At 39.0% G+C, this 18,366-nt stretch carries 17 protein-coding genes; 9 read left to right on the top strand and 8 right to left on the bottom strand.

The window, feature by feature from the left end; genetic code table 11:
* Window positions 1-123: 123 nt before the first annotated feature.
* The 4 genes from BCG07_RS02900 to BCG07_RS02885 all read left to right on the top strand — a co-directional run bounded on the left by BCG07_RS02900 (window position 124) and on the right by BCG07_RS02885 (window position 4,650).
* Entirely contained in the window at window positions 124-705 is a 582-nt protein-coding gene (locus BCG07_RS02900) for a rhomboid family intramembrane serine protease (protein ID WP_008132289.1), read from the top strand.
* Between the two features lie 41 nt (window positions 706-746).
* A complete protein-coding gene (yghU, locus tag BCG07_RS02895) occupies window positions 747-1,589 on the top strand; it encodes a glutathione-dependent disulfide-bond oxidoreductase (RefSeq protein WP_286888551.1) in 843 nt (280 codons plus the stop codon).
* A 159-nt stretch (window positions 1,590-1,748) separates the two neighbouring features.
* Window positions 1,749-3,050 (top strand): MFS transporter, encoded by a 1,302-nt coding sequence (locus BCG07_RS02890; RefSeq protein ID WP_286888549.1) that lies wholly within the window; start codon window positions 1,749-1,751, stop codon window positions 3,048-3,050.
* Window positions 3,051-3,273: 223 nt separating this feature from the next.
* Window positions 3,274-4,650, top strand: a complete 1,377-nt coding sequence (locus tag BCG07_RS02885; protein ID WP_286888548.1) for a VCBS repeat-containing protein — start codon at window positions 3,274-3,276, stop codon at window positions 4,648-4,650.
* A gap of 57 nt (window positions 4,651-4,707) precedes the next feature.
* Here the strand turns inward: BCG07_RS02885 and BCG07_RS02880 are convergent, their stop codons facing one another.
* Both BCG07_RS02880 and BCG07_RS02875 read right to left on the bottom strand, forming a co-directional pair.
* Entirely contained in the window at window positions 4,708-5,163 is a 456-nt protein-coding gene (locus BCG07_RS02880; protein WP_008132298.1) for a hypothetical protein, read from the bottom strand.
* Between the two features lie 12 nt (window positions 5,164-5,175).
* Window positions 5,176-5,451, bottom strand: coding sequence for an EF-hand domain-containing protein (locus BCG07_RS02875; RefSeq protein WP_286888547.1), 276 nt, complete (start codon window positions 5,449-5,451; stop codon window positions 5,176-5,178).
* 292 nt (window positions 5,452-5,743) lie between these two features.
* Here BCG07_RS02875 and BCG07_RS02870 point away from each other — a divergent pair, with 292 nt between their 5' ends.
* Window positions 5,744-6,598 (top strand): PA4780 family RIO1-like protein kinase, encoded by an 855-nt coding sequence (locus BCG07_RS02870; protein ID WP_008132303.1) that lies wholly within the window; start codon window positions 5,744-5,746, stop codon window positions 6,596-6,598.
* A gap of 33 nt (window positions 6,599-6,631) precedes the next feature.
* On the opposite strand, the gene BCG07_RS02865 is transcribed toward BCG07_RS02870, so the two are convergent.
* The 4 genes from BCG07_RS02865 to BCG07_RS02850 form a co-directional block, all read right to left on the bottom strand.
* Window positions 6,632-7,303: a response regulator gene (locus BCG07_RS02865; protein ID WP_286888541.1), complete on the bottom strand. Its 672-nt coding sequence runs from the start codon at window positions 7,301-7,303 to the stop codon at window positions 6,632-6,634.
* 74 nt (window positions 7,304-7,377) lie between these two features.
* On the bottom strand, window positions 7,378-8,820 hold the full coding sequence (locus BCG07_RS02860) for an ATP-binding protein (protein ID WP_138739775.1): 1,443 nt from the start codon (window positions 8,818-8,820) through the stop codon (window positions 7,378-7,380).
* 140 nt (window positions 8,821-8,960) lie between these two features.
* Window positions 8,961-10,886: an alpha/beta hydrolase family protein gene (locus tag BCG07_RS02855; RefSeq protein ID WP_286888538.1), complete on the bottom strand. Its 1,926-nt coding sequence runs from the start codon at window positions 10,884-10,886 to the stop codon at window positions 8,961-8,963.
* Between the two features lie 43 nt (window positions 10,887-10,929).
* Window positions 10,930-11,538, bottom strand: coding sequence for a flavin reductase family protein (locus BCG07_RS02850; RefSeq protein WP_243531335.1), 609 nt, complete (start codon window positions 11,536-11,538; stop codon window positions 10,930-10,932).
* 185 nt (window positions 11,539-11,723) lie between these two features.
* On the opposite strand from BCG07_RS02850, the gene BCG07_RS02845 reads away from it, so the two are divergent.
* From BCG07_RS02845 to BCG07_RS02835, 3 genes are all read left to right on the top strand, one after another.
* Complete coding sequence (locus BCG07_RS02845) at window positions 11,724-13,220, top strand: cryptochrome/deoxyribodipyrimidine photo-lyase family protein (RefSeq protein ID WP_286888535.1); 1,497 nt, start codon at window positions 11,724-11,726, stop codon at window positions 13,218-13,220.
* A 36-nt stretch (window positions 13,221-13,256) separates the two neighbouring features.
* The gene (locus BCG07_RS02840) at window positions 13,257-13,394 is read left to right on the top strand and encodes a DUF2256 domain-containing protein (protein WP_243531337.1); all 138 of its coding nucleotides are present in this window, start codon (window positions 13,257-13,259) and stop codon (window positions 13,392-13,394) included.
* A 125-nt stretch (window positions 13,395-13,519) separates the two neighbouring features.
* On the top strand, window positions 13,520-13,957 hold the full coding sequence (locus BCG07_RS02835; RefSeq protein WP_243533716.1) for an OsmC family protein: 438 nt from the start codon (window positions 13,520-13,522) through the stop codon (window positions 13,955-13,957).
* Window positions 13,958-14,026: 69 nt separating this feature from the next.
* Here BCG07_RS02835 and BCG07_RS02830 read toward each other — a convergent pair whose 3' ends face one another.
* The gene (locus BCG07_RS02830; protein ID WP_243531339.1) at window positions 14,027-14,206 is read right to left on the bottom strand and encodes a 2TM domain-containing protein; all 180 of its coding nucleotides are present in this window, start codon (window positions 14,204-14,206) and stop codon (window positions 14,027-14,029) included.
* A gap of 218 nt (window positions 14,207-14,424) precedes the next feature.
* Between BCG07_RS02830 and BCG07_RS02825 the strand changes: the two genes are divergently transcribed.
* Window positions 14,425-15,189: an EAL domain-containing protein gene (locus tag BCG07_RS02825; protein ID WP_286888529.1), complete on the top strand. Its 765-nt coding sequence runs from the start codon at window positions 14,425-14,427 to the stop codon at window positions 15,187-15,189.
* Window positions 15,190-15,276: 87 nt separating this feature from the next.
* On the opposite strand, the gene BCG07_RS02820 is transcribed toward BCG07_RS02825, so the two are convergent.
* Window positions 15,277-18,366 (bottom strand): AAA family ATPase (locus BCG07_RS02820; RefSeq protein ID WP_286888527.1); only part of this gene is annotated, 3,090 nt, incomplete at its 5' end.

Here is an 18,366-nt window from a genome sequence, read left to right as displayed (position 1 = left end):
TAAATACTAAAGGCCAACGCGGCCTTAATTAAGCACAGCATTTGAGCTGTGCTTTTTATTTGCTTTTCATTACCAAATACAATTCCTATACTGGCAACTGTTTAAGGTCAATTAGGGAAATTTATGACAACCAAGCCTACGTCTCTGTCATTACTAACAACGACTCGCTTTGCTATATTTAGCATTGTCGCTGCTTGCTTTGTACTTCAAGTTATTAATAGCCTTCCTGGTATAAACCTTAATGGTTTAGGTATTTACCCGCGCAGCATACAAGGTTTAATAGGCATACTTTGCGCTCCCTTTTTACACGGTAGCTGGTGGCACTTTGCCAGTAACATGCTGCCTTTTGCGGTGCTCAGCTGGCTCATTTGTCAATACAGTGTTAAACGGTTCTACTCTGTATTTATTTTCACCGCACTTTTGGGCGGGTTATTAGTGTGGGCATTTGGCCGTAGTAGCCTTCATGTTGGTTTGAGCGGCGTAATATACGGGTTGTGGGGTTTTATTCTCTGCTATGGCGTGGTCAGGCGTTCGCTAAAATCAATCGTAATCGCTATCGTTGTTGCCATACTTTATAGCGGATTTATTTGGGGCGTATTGCCGCAACGCTTTCATATTTCGTTTGAAAGCCACTTATTCGGAGCCCTAAGTGGGTTGTTTTTGGGTTATAAATTAGCAAAAGCAGATAGACAAAAAGGTTTGTAAAAAACGATTTTAAGTGAATCAATCTAACAGTGAGGTTATTTATGAGCGATACAAACGATTACACACCAGCCAAAGTGTGGACGTGGGAAAGTGAAAGTGGCGGTAAATTTGCCAGTATTAATAGACCCATAGCTGGGGCAACTCATGACACAACCTTGCCTATTGGCGAGCATTCATTTCAACTGTACTCGCTGGCAACGCCTAATGGCCAAAAAGCCGCTATTATGTTTGAAGAACTTTTAGAGCTTGGCCTTAATGATGCGCAATACGATGCTTATCTAATTAATATTGGCGAGGGAGATCAGTTTGGTTCTGACTTTGTTGATATTAATCCAAACTCAAAAATCCCTGCGTTACTCGATCACTCAACAACTCCGCCAACTCGTGTATTTGAGTCGGGCTCTATTTTACAATATTTAGGTGAAAAGTTTGACGCACTTATACCCAAAAGCCTTGTAGCAAAAACCGAGTGCCGTAACTGGTTATTTTGGCAAATGGGATCAGCTCCCTATTTAGGTGGCGGTTTTGGCCACTTTTATAGCTATGCGCCAAGTAAAATGCAATACCCCATTGACCGCTTTACTATGGAAACCAAACGCCAACTCGATGTACTTAATCAGCATTTAAGCAGTAACGACTACATGGCGGGTGATGAATATTCTATTGCCGACATTGCTATTTGGCCTTGGTATGGCTCACTTGTTTTAGGCGACTTGTACGATGCTGCTGAGTTTTTAGACGTTGCCTCTTATACGCATGTAGTTAGGTGGGCCAAACAAATCGCTGAGCGTCCAGCGGTTAAAAGAGGTCGTCGTGTTAATCGCACATGGGGGCCCGAGGAAGAGCAGTTAGCCGAACGACATAGCGCAGACGACTTTAAATAAAGTGCTAGAATGCATCAAAAAAGCCAGCTTAAATGCTGGTTTTTTATGTCCGCTATAAATATGGCGCTACTAAAATGATCACATTACCCTGCCTGAAAGTAGAATATTTAAACATATCAACCTAGTATAAATTTACTTACCTAAAAACAGTGTAAAGCCGTGGTCAAACTAACAAAAGAGCAAATTTATAAGCGCCTTAACAATGAAGAAGATGCTAAAGCTTGCAAGGAAATTGATGAGTCTGCATGTAAAGAGGTGCCCGGTAACTTCATCACTTTATTACTAAGCCAGCTGTTTAGTAAGTTTGCAGACGCACTACTCAATCCCAAAGTTACGCTTCCATGGTTAATGCATAGCTTAAACGTACCTGGCAGCTTTATAGCGTGGCTTGTGCCAATAAGGGAGTCTGGCTCTTTACTTCCGCAGTTGACCATTGCCGATGTGATCCGCAAATTATCTGTTCGTAAATGGGTGTGGGTAATTGGCGCTATTGCGCAATCGATATGTATATTAGCCATGGTAGGCGTTGCTTTTGTATTAGAGGGAAAACAAGCAGGCTTCGCTATTTTAGGTTTGTTAATATTATTTAGTTTAGCAAGAGGCTTTAATTCAGTAGCAGCAAAAGATGTACTGGGTAAAGTAATTCCAAAAAAACAGCGAGGCAATATTAGCGGCTTAGCGGCAAGTATTGCAGGTTTGGCAACCCTAACCTTTGGACTACTGATGTGGTTTTTTTCACAGCAGAAAGAACAAAAAACGGTATTAATTGCCTTGGTATTGGGCGCAATAATGTGGATTGTGGCGGCCTTTTTTTATAGCCGCATAAATGAATACAAAGGGGCCACCGACGGTGGGAAAAACGGATTACTGCATGCATTTACAAAACTTAAACTCCTTTACCAAGATAAGCAATTTGCCCACTTTGTTGTCACACGTGCTTTTTTATTGTGCTCAGCTTTAAGCGCGCCATTTTATATTATTTTAGCGAGTCGCCAATCGTTTGAGTTTTTGTTACTTGCAACATTTATTGCTGTATCGGGCTTAGCCAGTTTAGTGTCCGCGCCAATTTGGGGGCGATTAAGCGACCTATCAAGCCAACGAGTTTTAGTGCTTAGTGCCATGCTTGTAACTCTTAATGGCTTAACGGTATTTGTTATTGCAACGTGGTTTAACCATTTATTGAGTGCTTGGTGGTTGCTGCCTACACTTTACTTTTTACTCTCTGTTGCTCACCAAGGTGTACGCCTTGGCCGCAAAACGTACTTAGTCGATATGGCACAAGGAAACAAGCGCACCGACTATGTTGCAGTAAGTAACACGGTTATTGGCGTGCTTTTACTCCTGTTAGGCAGCATTGGATTGCTTGAGAGCTTTTTATCTACCGCTGAACTTATTTTGCTCTACAGCCTGCTTGGGTTTTGTGGCGCCATTAGTGCATTATTTTTACCTAAAATAGAGTAACCCTAACCATACCAACTTGCACTAATACCTAAAACAGCTTACTTGATTAAACTGCACTGTGGACAATAAACCTATCTTTAGCAAATATGTTCAGCGCTTAGGTTAATTAAGCTAACTAGCATAAACATTTTATTACAATTACTTACACCCTTACGTTATTTTTCGCCGTAGGCTGAAAAGAGTTAAATATTCGCCTACTTAAAACTATACAAAGGGATTTACCATGTTAAAACCGTTTAGTGCATTACTTATATTGCTTGCGCCTAGTACTTTATTAGCGCAAACCATGTCGATTAAAACCACTGAAGGGTTAGTAACAACCGACTCGACAACATTATTTGCTTTTAACAAAGAGCTTAAGCAGCTAGAGCGCATTGATTTACTATCAGCACAAAACTCTCAGCTCGCTCTGCCTGATAATGCAATTGGTTTTGACGTGGCAACACTTGCTAATACAAGCGATAAGCAAGCGCTTGTGGTAGCAAGTGACGGCATTTACAAAGCGGATAAAGAAAAACCTTCACTTTTATTTGCATATACATCAGTAATAAACCAGTTAGAAGTAACAGAGTTTGAAAAAATAAACTTTATCATTGATGCCAACAAAGATGGTCTGAGTGATATTTTGCTCCCAGACTTAAATCAAACAACCCTTTATATTCAAACTAGTAACGGCCAATTTACCCCTCATACTTTTGAAAAAAAGACGCAGTTTACTGGTGATTTTTCAAAAGATGGTCTCACCCTTGAGGTTGATATTAATAACCAACCTACAATTACAGGTTTTAATCACGACGGCCTAAATGACTTAGTGTTTTTAAATAAACAAGGCGCCGATGTGCTTTACGCAAATACTAATGGTTACAACAAAGCCATGGTTGACGTTAATTTTAATATTGAGTTGGGCGAGATTAGTAACGGTGAAAAACGCAAAATAAAGCAGCTTCTTGATATAAACAACGATGGCTATTTAGACTTTATTACCAAGCAATATAAGCCAGTGGAAGGCATGGATTCGCTCGATATTGACATAGCGCATAACCTTTATTTAGGTAATAAAACAGGGTTTAGTCAAACACCTATTAAATTGTTAAATACCAGCGGCCCTAGTCAGCTTGTATTTGAAACAGACTTTAATAACGATGGCTTAATAGACCTGCAAACAATGGACTTAGACATTGGCCTTGGCACTATTGCCTCTATGGCTATGGGCGGTGGTAAAACTGACGTAGATGTAGAGATGAATATTTATAAGCAACAAACCGATGGCTCATTTGCTAGTAAATCAAGTATAGAAATTGACCTTGAGATGGAAATAAATATGAGCAATGGCGATGCAACCCCACCTTTATACATAGGCGATATAAACGGGGATGACAAAACTGATGCGGTATATAAATACAGCAAAAAAACGCTCTATGTTTACTACGGCGAAGAGAACAATTTGCTGAACAAAAAGCGTAAAAAAATAAAGTTAACCCTACCTAAAAAAAGTAAAGATATTTTGTTAGTTGACATTAACCAAGACGGTAAAAAAGACTTTGTATTTAAATTTACCGAAGAAGATGGCACCAGTAAAATTAAAACCCGCTTAAACTAACCACCTACACAAAAAGCCCAGTATTACTGGGCTTTTAATGTCAGCTTTTACACATATTTACGCTTTAATACTGAGTAACGAATCAGATTCAGACAAGCCAAACTTTTCTTGAACAGCCGATAGTATAGCGTCTTTATCTTCATCGTTTATTTGGCTTGAATACTGCTCGAGTAATTCATCAAGGTAACTTACTACATCTTCTGTATTAACTTGCTCTAGTGAATTTTGTGGCGGTGGAGGCGGTCTTTGCCCTTCAGGGCGGCCAGCATCACCAATACTTTTAGCATCAAATTCAAGCTCGCTCATTAATTCTGCCAGCTCTTTAGTGGGTGAAATACCCTGCTCTTCAAACGCAGCTTGAATGCTCTTTGCATCTTCAGAGGTTAAGTTTTCGGGATCAAATTGCGCTAGCGTTTCTTTTACAAAATCACTTTGTTCTGATGTTAGCGATACAGCTTGGCTTTTTTGCTGCGGCATAAAATTAGTAGCGTTATTGTTTATTGAATTGATCATGTTAGTTTCCTTTCAACGTTCACGACGAGGCGGTTTATGTTCACTTAATTCTTGCTCGCTGATTTCCCCATTACCGTCAGCATCAATTTCATCAAAAATAGTCTGTGCGTCACCGTGAGGTGGCTTTTTAGTATTAAATTCATCAAAACTAATTGCACCATTGCCATCGGTGTCGAGAGTTGAAAAGTCTGGCTCAGGCGGTTTGTTATTACTTCCTTTTGCAGCAATATTGGCCGAAAAAACAATGCTAAGTAATACAATTATTGCCGTTGATGTTAAATGCTTCATAGTAATAACCTTATATTTAGGGCGTGTTGATACCGTAAACTTACACCTTAAAAACGCAAAAAATGTGCAAACAATAAGGAAGTATTAAATAATTTAAAAAATTGATGTGTTCTAGGGCGTTCTGGTTGCTCAATTTACAATCAGCAGATAAGCTAACGAAAGCATGTGTAAATGCGCGTAATACTGCCCTTAATTCTCAAAGCTGATATACTGCTTGAGCATATAAAACAACTAATTACAGAGCACTTTTTTAAATAATGATTAATAACCAACTCCACTTAGCAGGCAAGCTGTGAAAACACCAAAACGCTTACAACCCCTTATCGATGACGGTTTAATTGATGAAGTACTTAGCCGACTAATGAGCGGTAAAGAAGCCGATGTATTTGTAGTTCGCTGTGGTGAACACATTCGGTGTGCAAAGGTTTATAAAGATGCTGTTAAACGCAGTTTTAAAAAAGCCGCACAATACCAAGAAGGCCGAAAAGTTCGCGGTGGTCGCCAAGCTCGCGCAATGGGAAAACGCTCAAGTTACGGGCGCCAGTTAGAAGAAGAAATTTGGCAAAATGCTGAGGTTGATGCTCTTTCTCGTTTAGCTAGAGCCGGTGTGCGTGTACCCGATACATATTTTTGTGTTGATGGTGTTTTACTTATGGAGCTTGTGTCTGACAGCGAAGGCGATGTTGCGCCGCAGCTAGGCCATGTAAGTATGAGTAAAGAGGAAGCTATAAAACAACATACACTGATGATGCATTACATTATGCTTATGCTGTGCGCGGGTATTATTCATGGAGACTTATCAGAGTTTAACGTGCTTGTTGACGATAAAGGCCCTGTGATTATTGATTTACCGCAAGCTGTAAATGCGTCTGCTAACAATAGCGCTGAAGCCATGTTTGCTCGTGACGTAAACAACATGCGTCGTTACTATAGTGAGTTTGCACCTGAGTTGTTAAATACCCAATACGCTAAAGAAATGTGGGCGCTATTTGAAGAGGCAAAACTTACACCTAATTCTATACTCACCGGTGAATTTGAAGATGACAGCGAAGAAGCTGACGTTGATTCAGTACTAGACGAGATACAAGCTGCAGCCGATGAAGAGCAAGAGCGACTAGCGCGCATTAACTTTTCAGACGAAGAATAAAACGCCAACGTTTTTGTTAATCACTTTGTTCCCTTATTGCGGGTGTACAAAGCGATAACCTACCCCATAAACAGATTGAATCACACTCTCTGTTTTAGTTAATTCATCCAGCTTTTTACGCAATTTTTTTATGTGGCTGTCAATCGTTCTATGACTCACAATACGCTGATCGGTGTACATGGTATCCATTAAGCTATCTCGTGAATAAATTCTACTCGGTTTATTAAACAAAGGTTTAAACAACTGAAACTCAAAGTTAGTTAGCTCGATGTCGTTATCTTGGTATTTTACTTTATAGGTGGTTTCATCTAATTGCATTACCGATGTTTGTACTGCTGAAACGTTGAGACGCCTTAAAATAGCTTTTACCCGCGCAACCAACTCTGCGTAACTAAACGGCTTACAAATATAATCATCTGCGCCTAACTCAAGCCCTAGCAAGCGATCTATTTCTTCCACTTTGGCCGATACCATAATAATAGGCACATTGGAAAAACGCCTAATCGCTTTACATAATTCGATTCCGCTTTGACCTGGTAACATTACGTCTAGCAAAATAAGACTTGGCCTATTAATTTCAAGCCATGGAAGTACGTCATTCCCATGGTGTATTTGATGAGTATTAAAATGATGATTCATTAAAAAATCACTCATTAGATTAGATAGTTTTTCTTCATCTTCAACTATCAAAATGTGTTCACTCATTGGCACCTCTATTCGTAACGTAAATTCAAACCACTTAATAAAGTAGGCAATTTAAAGATTAGGTTTAAACATTGTTAAATGGTTGGCAGGCGTATAATAATAGCTAAACCACCTAGGTCCGCTTTTTCTGCGACTATCTCACCATTATGACCTTCAACTATATGTTTACAGATTGATAAACCAAGGCCTGAACCACCTTCTTGGCGGTTACGCGCACCGTCAACTCGATACAGGTATTCAAACAAATGCGCTAAATGTGAAGGCTCTACCCCAACTCCATTATCCTCAATACTCAGCTCAATAAATGACTGCCCTTTTTTACTTATGTTTTTAGCTGTTATTGAAATAGTCGTGCACTGAGCATAATGAACTGCATTCATTAAAATATTATCAAACAACTGCAGTAGCCGTGTTTTATCAGCCTCAACATTGGCGTATTGAGCACTATTTAATAGATAAAGTTTGATTGTATGCTGCTCAAATATAACCTGATATTTTTGCTCGATTGTATTTAACAGCATTGTTAAATCGGTTGGCTGCATGGTGTAGTGCATCCCCCCCAATTCGGCACTATTTAGCATATGTAAATCATCTATTAAGCGCTTTAAATGCATCGCCTCATCATTAGCTGAACTAATATTTTGGGTGTTAGGCTCACGTACCCCAAGTAACATTGCTTCAAGTTCACCCAGCAAAATACTCATTGGTGTTCTTAATTCGTGAGAAATATTAGCTAACCAGCGTTTACGTACTTGCTCATCTTTAGCTAGTGTAAAGGCCAGTGTATTAAAATCTTCACTTAATTGGCCTAATTCGTCTTTTCTATCAAGAGTCAGCTTAGTAGTGAAGTGACCTTGCGTAAGCTGATGCATCCCGGTTGCTATTTTTTTTACCGGACTTACTAAATGCCGTGATAGTAAAAAAGTTAACAGTAACGTAAATAAAGCAGCAGCTATAGCAATAAACCATAAGTAGTCTGTTTGCTGTTCTAAAAAATCAAGCTCGTAGCCATCAACCAAATTATCTCTTTTTGAAACAGCTAAATAACCAATGACTATATTGTTAACAGTAATTGGCGTATTGATATAGGTGAGTTCATCGAGATAACGCCCTCTTATCGGTTGCTTATTTTTATCAAGTAACGCGTAATGAGCAATATCGTTTGGTCTGGGAGGGCCTTTCATATCAAAGCGACCGCGTTCAGGTGGTGGTGGCCTCATTAACCGGCCTCTAGGACTTGGGCGCTCTGCAAATTCAGAAAATTGGCTGCTTTGTAACTCGGCTTCAACAAGGCGTCTAAAACTTTTATTGTCACGGATGACTTCGTCCCACGAGGCACTGCTTTCATATTGCTTTGCGAGCTTTGTTACAAGCGGCTCAAGTGCTTTTATTTCTTTTGCATTCACATAATCAATAACACCTTGGCCTATGCTCCATTGTATAAGCACCACCAGCCCCGCAATAATGCTAAAGGTAAAGCTAAACAAAATTAAAAAAAGTTTATTGTGAATTTTCATGAGGAAGCGTTCACCTAAAAATTAAACCGCCATTTATAACTTGGCCATATTTAAATAAGTTTAACAACTAAACGTGCAAACAATGTGCACCTACTTAAAAAATTGTACAAAAAAGGCGACCTAAGTCGCCTTTGTATTGTTTAGTTTTTTAAATGTTTATCAAAAAAATCTAAAAAAGCCTGCAGCGTTTTAACGCGATGTGCTTGATGCGATAAATAATGATCGCCATCTTCTAACTCAATATAAGTAACGTCTTTATTTTCATCGTCTAATTCATCTTCCATTTCCCGGCTATGGTAAACAGGCACTACACTGTCATCACTGCCATGAACCAATAATATAGGTCGGTTAATCTGCTTTGCATACGTTACAGGAGAGTTAGCTTCTAGCATATCGTCGTCTGTACCAAACTGTTTTCTGACTATTTCTTTATTGGTAAAGTAACGCGCTTTAAAAACAAGGTGTTCTAAATCACTTACGCCTGCAAAACTGGCAGCACATTTAAATGTTTCAGGGTGCTTAACAACCGCCATTAACGCTGCATAACCACCATAACTTGCGCCACCAATACAAATTTTTTCAGGTTGTGCAATACCTTGTTCAATAAGCCAATTGGCGCCATCTTGTAAATCGTCTTGCATGGCTAAACCAAAACCCTGAATCGATTGCATTAAAAACTCATAACCATATCCGCTTGAGCCTCTAAAGTTTGGCTGTAATACAGCGTAACCATGATAAGCCAATAATGCAGTCCAATAATCAAAGTTAGCGTAATCTCGCGCCATTGGACCACCATGCGGAAATATTATAGTGGGTAATTTGTCGCCCTTTTTATACCCTACTGGCAACGTTAAATAACCTTCAATGGTTAATCCATCTCGCGCTTTATAACTAATGCGCTCTTTCCCGCCGTATACTGTTTCATCAATTTGCGGATAAGCATGAGCAAGTAAAGACAATTCATTTTTAGTTCTATCGCCAAGAAGGTACATGCCAGAGGTGCTGTCTGAGGTAAAGTAAACAATATACTTTTGTTGGTCTTCGGTGGTGCTTACAATGTCAAGATCGGACTCATCTTTAGCGAGCGATGCACGTAGCGAACGGTACAATTTATCTAAATCTGCATCCCAGTAGTTTACCCCGTCCTCTAAATGAGAATCAGTAAAGCCTGCAACCTCACCTGTTTTGCTAGAATAAAAAATAGAACCATCAAAGTCGTATTTATCATTACTGTAAATTAACTCGCGCTCTTTAGTAGTTAGGTTAAGTCTAAACAATGCATCTCGCCCGTTGTGCAAAGCCGAGATATATAAAAGGTTAGGGTTTTTATCAAACCCTAATATAGAAATACTTTGCTCACTAAATACTTCGTAATCAAATAACGTGTCCCAGTCTCCGGTCTCAGCGTTAAGTAATTCATAAGTAAATTGAGTATCGTCCATTATTTTAGCGATTCGCACATTGCCTTGTCTGTCGGAAAACCACGCTGTAACATTATTACGAGGCCTTTGTATTTGCGTTCTGCGCAATGTGATTAGGTCTAACTCGTATACCGCAGGAGTATTAGCTATTTTAAAGTCACCCTGCACTAAAATTTTATTTTTTTGCTTAGGTAAAAAACTAACAATTTTATCGGCAAACTGTGGCTGTCTCTCGCCACGAGCGGCATTTCCCCTCATAGCCAACTTAATGCCTTTATCGTTAGTTAAGTTATAAGCATACATAAGAGTTGAAGTATATTTAGCACCACCAAATTGGTACTTTATATGGCGTGCACCAAGCAACAGAACATCATCATTCGCCCAGCTATACCAGTCAAAAAATACAGTTTGGTTGTCAGACTGTAAAATAGGGGTAATAACACCTGTTTTAAAGTTTTTTACCATTAGAATTAAAGTGCCTTTGTTGTTTCTTACAAAGGCAAGGTTTTCACCATTAGGCGAAAGCTTTACTTGGCTAAAGTCTTTTAAGCCCGCAAAGGCTTCTATCGGCAATTTTTTATCTTGTTCGGCGAGAGTATTAAAGCTAATAAGAGTGATCAATGCAGCAGCAATAAGTTTACGCATCAAAAGTCCTTTTATTTTTATGTTTTTAAATCAGGTCCGTATTCTATAACTGAGGGCGCTTAAGAACAAATTTATCTTTTGTCGTACTAAAGTAATCGCCACCCATTTTCCCTACAGCCTCTAATCGAGCAGGATCAATATAACCGTTTACTAATATTTCATCATCAACACATATACCAACAATATCCAATAACATCATTTTTCCGCCACCGGCTTTTTCTGAAACCGTAATTACCTCACGCAAGGTACATTCATAGCGTACTTTAGAAGCCTCTACACTTGGCGGACTCACTAATAAACTTGGCGTCTGTTGTATATTTGCTTCATCAAACTCGCTCACGTTATTGGGGTAATTGGCACAGCTTTGGTTCATTTGTTTAACTAAGCTATGGCTAACAATATTGACCACGCACTCTTTAGTCGCCAGTAAATTAGTTAACGTGTCTTTGTTAGCGTGATCACGCGGATTTACCTGAGTAACACTTAATACAGGGGGATTACAGCTTGCTACGGTAAAAAATGAGTAAGGGGCAATATTCGCAATCCCTGTTTCGCTTAACGTGCTGATCCATGCAATGGGGCGCGGGCTTATACCGCCCACTAAATATGAATATACATTGTGATCAGCATTGCTAGTTAAATCTAAAAACATGTTTTTCCTTTTTATTATTAAAACTAAATCGCAATTTAAAACCTTTACGTACTAACAACTTTAACTTTTTTATTTTAGTGCGTTTTTTGTAGCAAACAGTACCTGTTAATGAAAATACAAACGCAATAAAAAACCAAATAACGTGAACATTAATATACTAATTTAAGTTAAGAGTCGTAAATTAAATGCGTGAAAAAATAAATATAGTGTGGTTTAAACGCGATTTACGCTTAAGCGATCATCAGCCATTAAAAAGTGCGTTTGATACTGGCCTACCTACCTTACTAATGTACAACTTTGAACCACTTCTGCTGGAGGATGCTCATTATAATGAACGACACTGGCGCTTTGTGTACCAGTCTATTGTTGATTTAAACTCTCAATTAGCGCGCTTTAATGCAAAGGTGTATATATTTAATGAAAACATGCAGACTCTGCTTCAAAAGCTTAATGAGCAGTTTGAAATATCATATATTTTTAGCCACCAAGAAATAGGGCTAAATAATACCTTTGAACGCGATTTAGCAATTAAAGCTTGGTGCCACAATAACCATATTAACTGGCAAGAGTCGCCAACAGGCGCTGTTATTCGTGGTAAAAAAAACCGTGACAATTGGAATGAACGCTGGCAAAAAACAATGCAGGCTCCGCTTGCTATACCCAATTGGAAGAAAGTTAATTCCGTCAAACTTAAAAATTATAAAAATCCAAAATTACCTGAAACTTACACTCAAGATGATGACAATTTTCAGCAGGGCGGCCCGCTTCATGCGAGAGAAGTTTTGCAAAGTTTTTTTACCCAACGCGGTAAAGGCTATCAAAAAGGAATATCTAGCCCTAGCTTAAGCCGTACCCATTGCTCTAGACTATCGCCATATTTAGCATGGGGAAATATAAGCCTTAGGCAAGTTTATCAAACTGCGATTGAAGCTTATCATTCAAACCACCCCGATAAAAAAGGTTGGAAGCGCCCGCTTGCTGCTTTTGTATCTCGTTTGCATTGGCATTGCCACTTTATGCAAAAATTTGAAAGCGAATGCACTATGGAGTTTAAAGCATTAAACCCAGGCTATCATTCATTTCCGTATCGTACCGATAAACATGTAAAGCGTGACATTGAGCGCTGGGCGCAGGGGCAAACAGGCGTGCCTATAATAGATGCATGCATGCGCTGTCTAAAGGCCACCGGTTATATTAACTTTAGAATGCGCGCTATGTTGGTGAGCTTTGTAACACACCATTTAAACATAAGCTGGCAGCAAGCAAGCTTTCCGTTAGCTAACTATTTTTTAGACTTTGAACCAGGTATTCATTATCCGCAAATTCAAATGCAGGCATCGGTTACGGGTATTAATACCATTCGCCATTACAACCCGATAAAACAATCAGAAGATCAGGACCCAACAGGCGCCTTTATAAAAAAGTGGTGCCCTGAACTTGAAAAGCTCCCTATTGAATATTTACACGAGCCGTGGGAGCAAACACCAATGGAAGCGCTTTTTAACGATTTTAAACTGGGTGAAGATTACCCCGAGCCTATGCTTGATTTAACACTCGCCTCAAAAGACGCCCGCGAGCGATTATGGCAATACCGAGATCGTCCTGAAGTTAAACGTGCCATAGGGAAAATACTTAGAAAGCATGTTGCAATCACACCAAACAAAAGCAAAGTAAAAAAATAAAAACACAGCTAAAAATAACACTCAGGTTAAGTAACTATGGCGCATAAAAAAATAAACTTACCGCAAAAAATTTGCCCTATCTGTAATAAACCGTTTGCGTGGCGTAAAAAATGGCAACGAGATTGGGACAATGTCATTTATTGCTCAGAGCGGTGTAAACGAAATAAAAAGTGATTGCAATTTACTGGCGTCTATTTTGCAACATCATCTGAAATTAATATTTTTTCGGTTTTATTTAAGCTTTTTGTAAATAACGCTTACCTAATCTGAAAAACTTACATTTAAACAAGGAGAAGATGATGACGATTAAAAAAACGGCAAACTCAACCTGGTCTGGCGATATTAAAACAGGCAAAGGCAGTATTTCAACGCAAAGTGGTGCACTTGATAAACAGCCGTACGGCTTTAATACCCGTTTTGAAGATGAGCCAGGCTCAAACCCTGAGGAGCTAGTAGGTGCCGCACACAGTGCCTGTTTTAGTATGGCGCTGTCGCTTGCATTAGGTGATGCTGGTTTTACAGCCGATAAAATTGATACCAAAGCAACGGTAAGCCTTGATGAAGTAGACGATGGCTTTGCAGTGACGCATATAGCACTTGAGGTAAAAGCACGTATTAGTGACATAGCTAATGAGCAGTTTCAGGCCTTATGTGAGCAAACTAAAAAAGGCTGCCCTATCTCAAAGCTGCTTAATACCGAAATTTCACTTAAAGCAACACTAGATAGCGCCTCATAACCGACTCATAGTTATTTTCAATAATATGCAACTTAAGCCAAGTAAGTTTTTTACTTGGCTTTGCATTCACTACCCAACCCTTTTTGAGTTGTTTAAATCTAATAAATCGTTAAGTAGTGCAATCCCCATACCCAACGCTGGCCATATTACCCATAAATAATTTGGCGAGGTAATTAAATTAATGACTGTTAATAATGCTAATACAGCGAAATAACGCTTTAGATTTTCAAAAAATGTTGATGTATTCATATTTACTCTCCTCTTTGTGTATAGGGTTATTTTTAAGCATAAACAAAACAAATACAGCTGTTAAAAGTCACTCAATATTATGACAAGTGTCATTAATTAGGGCTTACTTATTAGTTACTTCTTACTAGTTAAAGTATAAAAACTCATACTTTAACTTGTTTGTGTTAAGATCGAACTTAAACTAACCTTAAATGCTTATATTAAAAAGGCCGAACTAAATGAATGAAAAATCAACAGATTGCACAAAAGTCACCTGCAGTAACTGTGAAGATGCAAACACACTTGAGTTTGATTTTTCAATGGCGTTTCAACCTATCATAAATTGCCAAAGCAACAATATTTTTGGCTACGAGGCATTAGTGAGGGGACTAAACGGCGAATCTGCTTATTCTATTATTTCTAAGGTAAACGAAAGTAACCGCTATGCGTTTGACCAGCTTTGCCGTATTAAAGCAATTGAACTTGCAGCCAAACTAGGCATTACCTCAATGCTAAGCATTAACTTTTTACCCAACGCTATTTATAAGCCTGAGCGCTGCATTCGTACTACATTAGAGGCGGCTAAAAAGTATAATTTTCCTATTCAAAACATCATGTTTGAATTTACCGAGGTAGAAAAAGTAGAAGATACTGCACATATAAAGCGTGTAGTTGATTATTACCAATCCTTAGGCTTTAAAACCGCTACAGACGACTTTGGTGCAGGTTACTCTGGCTTAAATCTACTTGCTGACTTTCAAACAGATATCATTAAGCTAGATATGGCACTTATACGAGATATAAACAGCGATAAAAAACGCCAATTAATAGTAACCCACTGCCTAAATATGTTTAAAGATTTAAATATTACAGCACTGGCTGAAGGTATAGAAACAGTAGAAGAATACGTGTGGCTTAAACACGCGGGGGTTGAGCTCATGCAGGGGTATTTATTTGCAAAGCCTGGCTTTGAGTGCTTACCCAATGTGAACCTTGATTTGTAAAGTAGAGAATAATCGCACACCTCAAATTTATACAAAGCTTGATTAATGCCGCTCATTGTAAAGCGGCATTAATCTATTAAGTCTAACCTACTGCTTACCTGACCATGCCTTCACTAATTGGGTTAATTGCTGTTTTATATCATTATTAGCAATTGCCTGACTTAGGGTTTCAGTTAACACTTTAATTTCGTCCTGATTACTATTTTGTGCAATAACCTCACCTAACTGCTGCCCAAACATCGTAATTGTTTGATTAACATTATTAGCATTGAGTGTTTTATTGATTTCGCTTAACTGAGAATGTGCGCTACTTTTTTCAATGACACTAATTAGCTCTGCAACACTGCTTTTATCTGGCGCTTGGTGTAATAAGCTTTGAAGTGTTTCATTAAGTACATTAAAGCCCTGAGAGCTATCTAAATTGGCCAAACCTTCGCCAACCGTGCCAATTGATGCATTGTAATCATAACTTAAGTTACTTTTACTAAGCTTACTTGCAATGCCCTCTAACGCCTCATGCAAATATCCCATTTGCTCAACCGCCATCATTACCGGGCTACCTGCACCATCAAGTTTATTTAACCTAACAAAGTCACATTTAATTTGCTCATAGCGCGCTTGTTCTTGCGCTGTAGCGGTACCACGCAGTTCACCTAACTTAAGTAGATTCTCTTCAGAGCCTTTACTGAGTGTTTGAGCCTCACCTCGGTAATGATCGCAAATTAAGTTTTCGAGCTCTTCGTCATTCATAGCTGCAACAACTTTTTCAGCCATTTTATTCATATTACGGTAGCTACCTTGTAACTTGAACGGCGGCTCTGTACGGTAGTTGTTATCTTGCGCAGCTGAAGCAATATATTGCGCATTTACTTTTAATACGGTGTCTCTAATAGTGATCAGTTTATTAATTACCGCTTTAATTTCGTTGGCCTCAGCTTGTGAATAACCATACTCAAGCTCATTTAGTGGTATATCTTCACCTTGGCAAATACGCACAAATTTGTATAAATCGTCCATATTTCTGTTTGCCAGCGGTGCAAGCACGGAGTTAGATGTAAGGGCATTTTCTATAAAGCTCATTGCAAACTCTTGCTCGCACCCTGCTAACGTATCACCTAAGTTATAAATATCGGCCCTGTTAGCAAGCATATCCGGTATTTTAAAGCTCTCACCCGATTCGGTATAGGGGTTACCCGCCATAACCACAGCAAACTTTTTACCACGTAAATCATACGTTTTACTTTTGCCATTCCACACGCCATCAATTCGGCGCGAGCCATCACATAGCGAAATAAACTTTTGTAAAAATTCAGGGTTTGTATGCTGAATATCATCTAAATAAAGCATTACGTTATTGCCCATTTCAAAGCTTTGATTGATTTTAGCAATCTCTTTTTCGGCAGTTGCGTTAATGGCTTGAGATGGGTCAAGTGATACTTGGTCGTGCCCTATTGACGGGCAATTTACTTTTACAAATGTTAAGCCTAGGCGGTTAGCCACGTATTCAACTAACGTAGTTTTACCATAACCAGGCGGCGATATAAGTAATAGCATCCCCATTAAATCGGTGCGTTTGTTTTTACCCGCTGAGCCAATTTGTTTTGCTAAGTTATCGCCAATAATTGGAAAGTACACTTTATTAATAAGCTGGTTTCGCACAAATGAACTCAAAGGCCGCGCTTTAAATTCATCTAATTGTAAGCGCTCTTTTTGCTCAGCTAAAATTTCACTGCGTAGAGAATGGTATTGCTCAAAGGCAGGGACTTGTTCAGTAATATACTCTCGCGTGCGTGCATAAAACGACGCATAATCAACCTGAAGTGTTTGCTCACTTATTTGCTTATGCTGCCCCATTAATCCACTAACAGTGTAATCGGCATTTACATCTAAAACGCTGTATTTGAAAGAAGTAGAGGCTGTTAAATGAAGGTAATTCGCAGCTTCAGCTTGAACTTCAGCGCTAATATTACTGTGTTGTAAACAATAGGCATTTAGCCAACTTAAATAAAGTAGACCGCGCTCATCTGTGCTATTAAGTGTGGTATTAGCTTGGGTTAGCTCTTTGCTAAACCCCTTACTATTTGCATCACTATTAAACTGCTCGGCGAGGTTTTTAGCTTGCTGAGATACTATAAACAGAGGCTCATCTGCACTTTTTTGCTGCGCCAATTGCTTAATTAAATATGCTGCGCTGAGCTCACTTGATAAATTACTAAAGTGCACAAGCATACGAGGTATCGTATTTAAAAACTCGCTGATATATTCACTCAGTTGAGATGTTAAAGCGCTAATAAAGTTAATTGCACCAAAGTGCGTTTCCATCAACAATGCATTTTTTGCTTGGTGATAAAAAGTAGCCAACTGTTCTGCTGACAATTGTGCGCTGTAAAGCTGCGCTACTACCCTACAACTCACTGGGTAAATGAGTAAATCAAGGGTGCTTTTTTGATTAAGTAAAGACTCTATTATTGCGCTTGCGTCATGATCGTGAATGCCCTTTTCGTAACCTTCTTGGTAACGGGGCTCTGCAAATTTTTGCACTACATTTAAAAGCGTACCGTTGTCTTTAGCTTGCTGTAATTGTGTAAATGTAAGTGTATGCTCACTATTTTCGCAGGCTAATAAAATTTGCGCAGCTAAATATTCACCACGATAAATAGTGCTGTTTTCAGACACGAGCGCTTGCTGCCACAAGTGACGGCTTTGCGCTAATGTTTCAACACTTTTTGCGTCGGTAATCGGCTCAAAGTAATCGGTCCCTGTTAAATGCAGCATTAGCTGCTCATCGCGAGGCAGTAACGTTAAATCAAGTAATTGCTTATTAACACTAAATGCGTGTTTACCTATACTTACCGTATTACCGCCATCGGTAAATATATCTTGTTTATCTCGTAATGAGCGAATGCCCTGATCTTTGCTTGCTTTTAGTTTTGACTGAATATCATCGGCACGTATTTCGTCGCCAATATCTTTTAACTCTTGCGTAAGTGCACGTAACTTACTGATCATCGGATCAGCTGCAAAGTAGGTGTTTAACGCATCTAACTCAGTGAAGCTTTGCGAACGTCGATTAACGCCCTGTAAAATACGCTCTGCGGCATTTGCTAAATTAAGCGCACGTCGCTGACGCGCATCAATTAAGCTTTGCTTATGTGCTTCAAAGCTTTCGTAAACGTC

This window comes from Pseudoalteromonas sp. ESRF-bin5, assembly GCF_002632075.1.
In the GTDB taxonomy this organism is placed as follows: Bacteria; Pseudomonadota; Gammaproteobacteria; order Enterobacterales; family Alteromonadaceae; genus Pseudoalteromonas; species Pseudoalteromonas marina.
The sequence above is the reverse complement of the archived record's forward strand: the minus strand, read 5'-3'. Positions and strand labels throughout refer to the sequence as shown.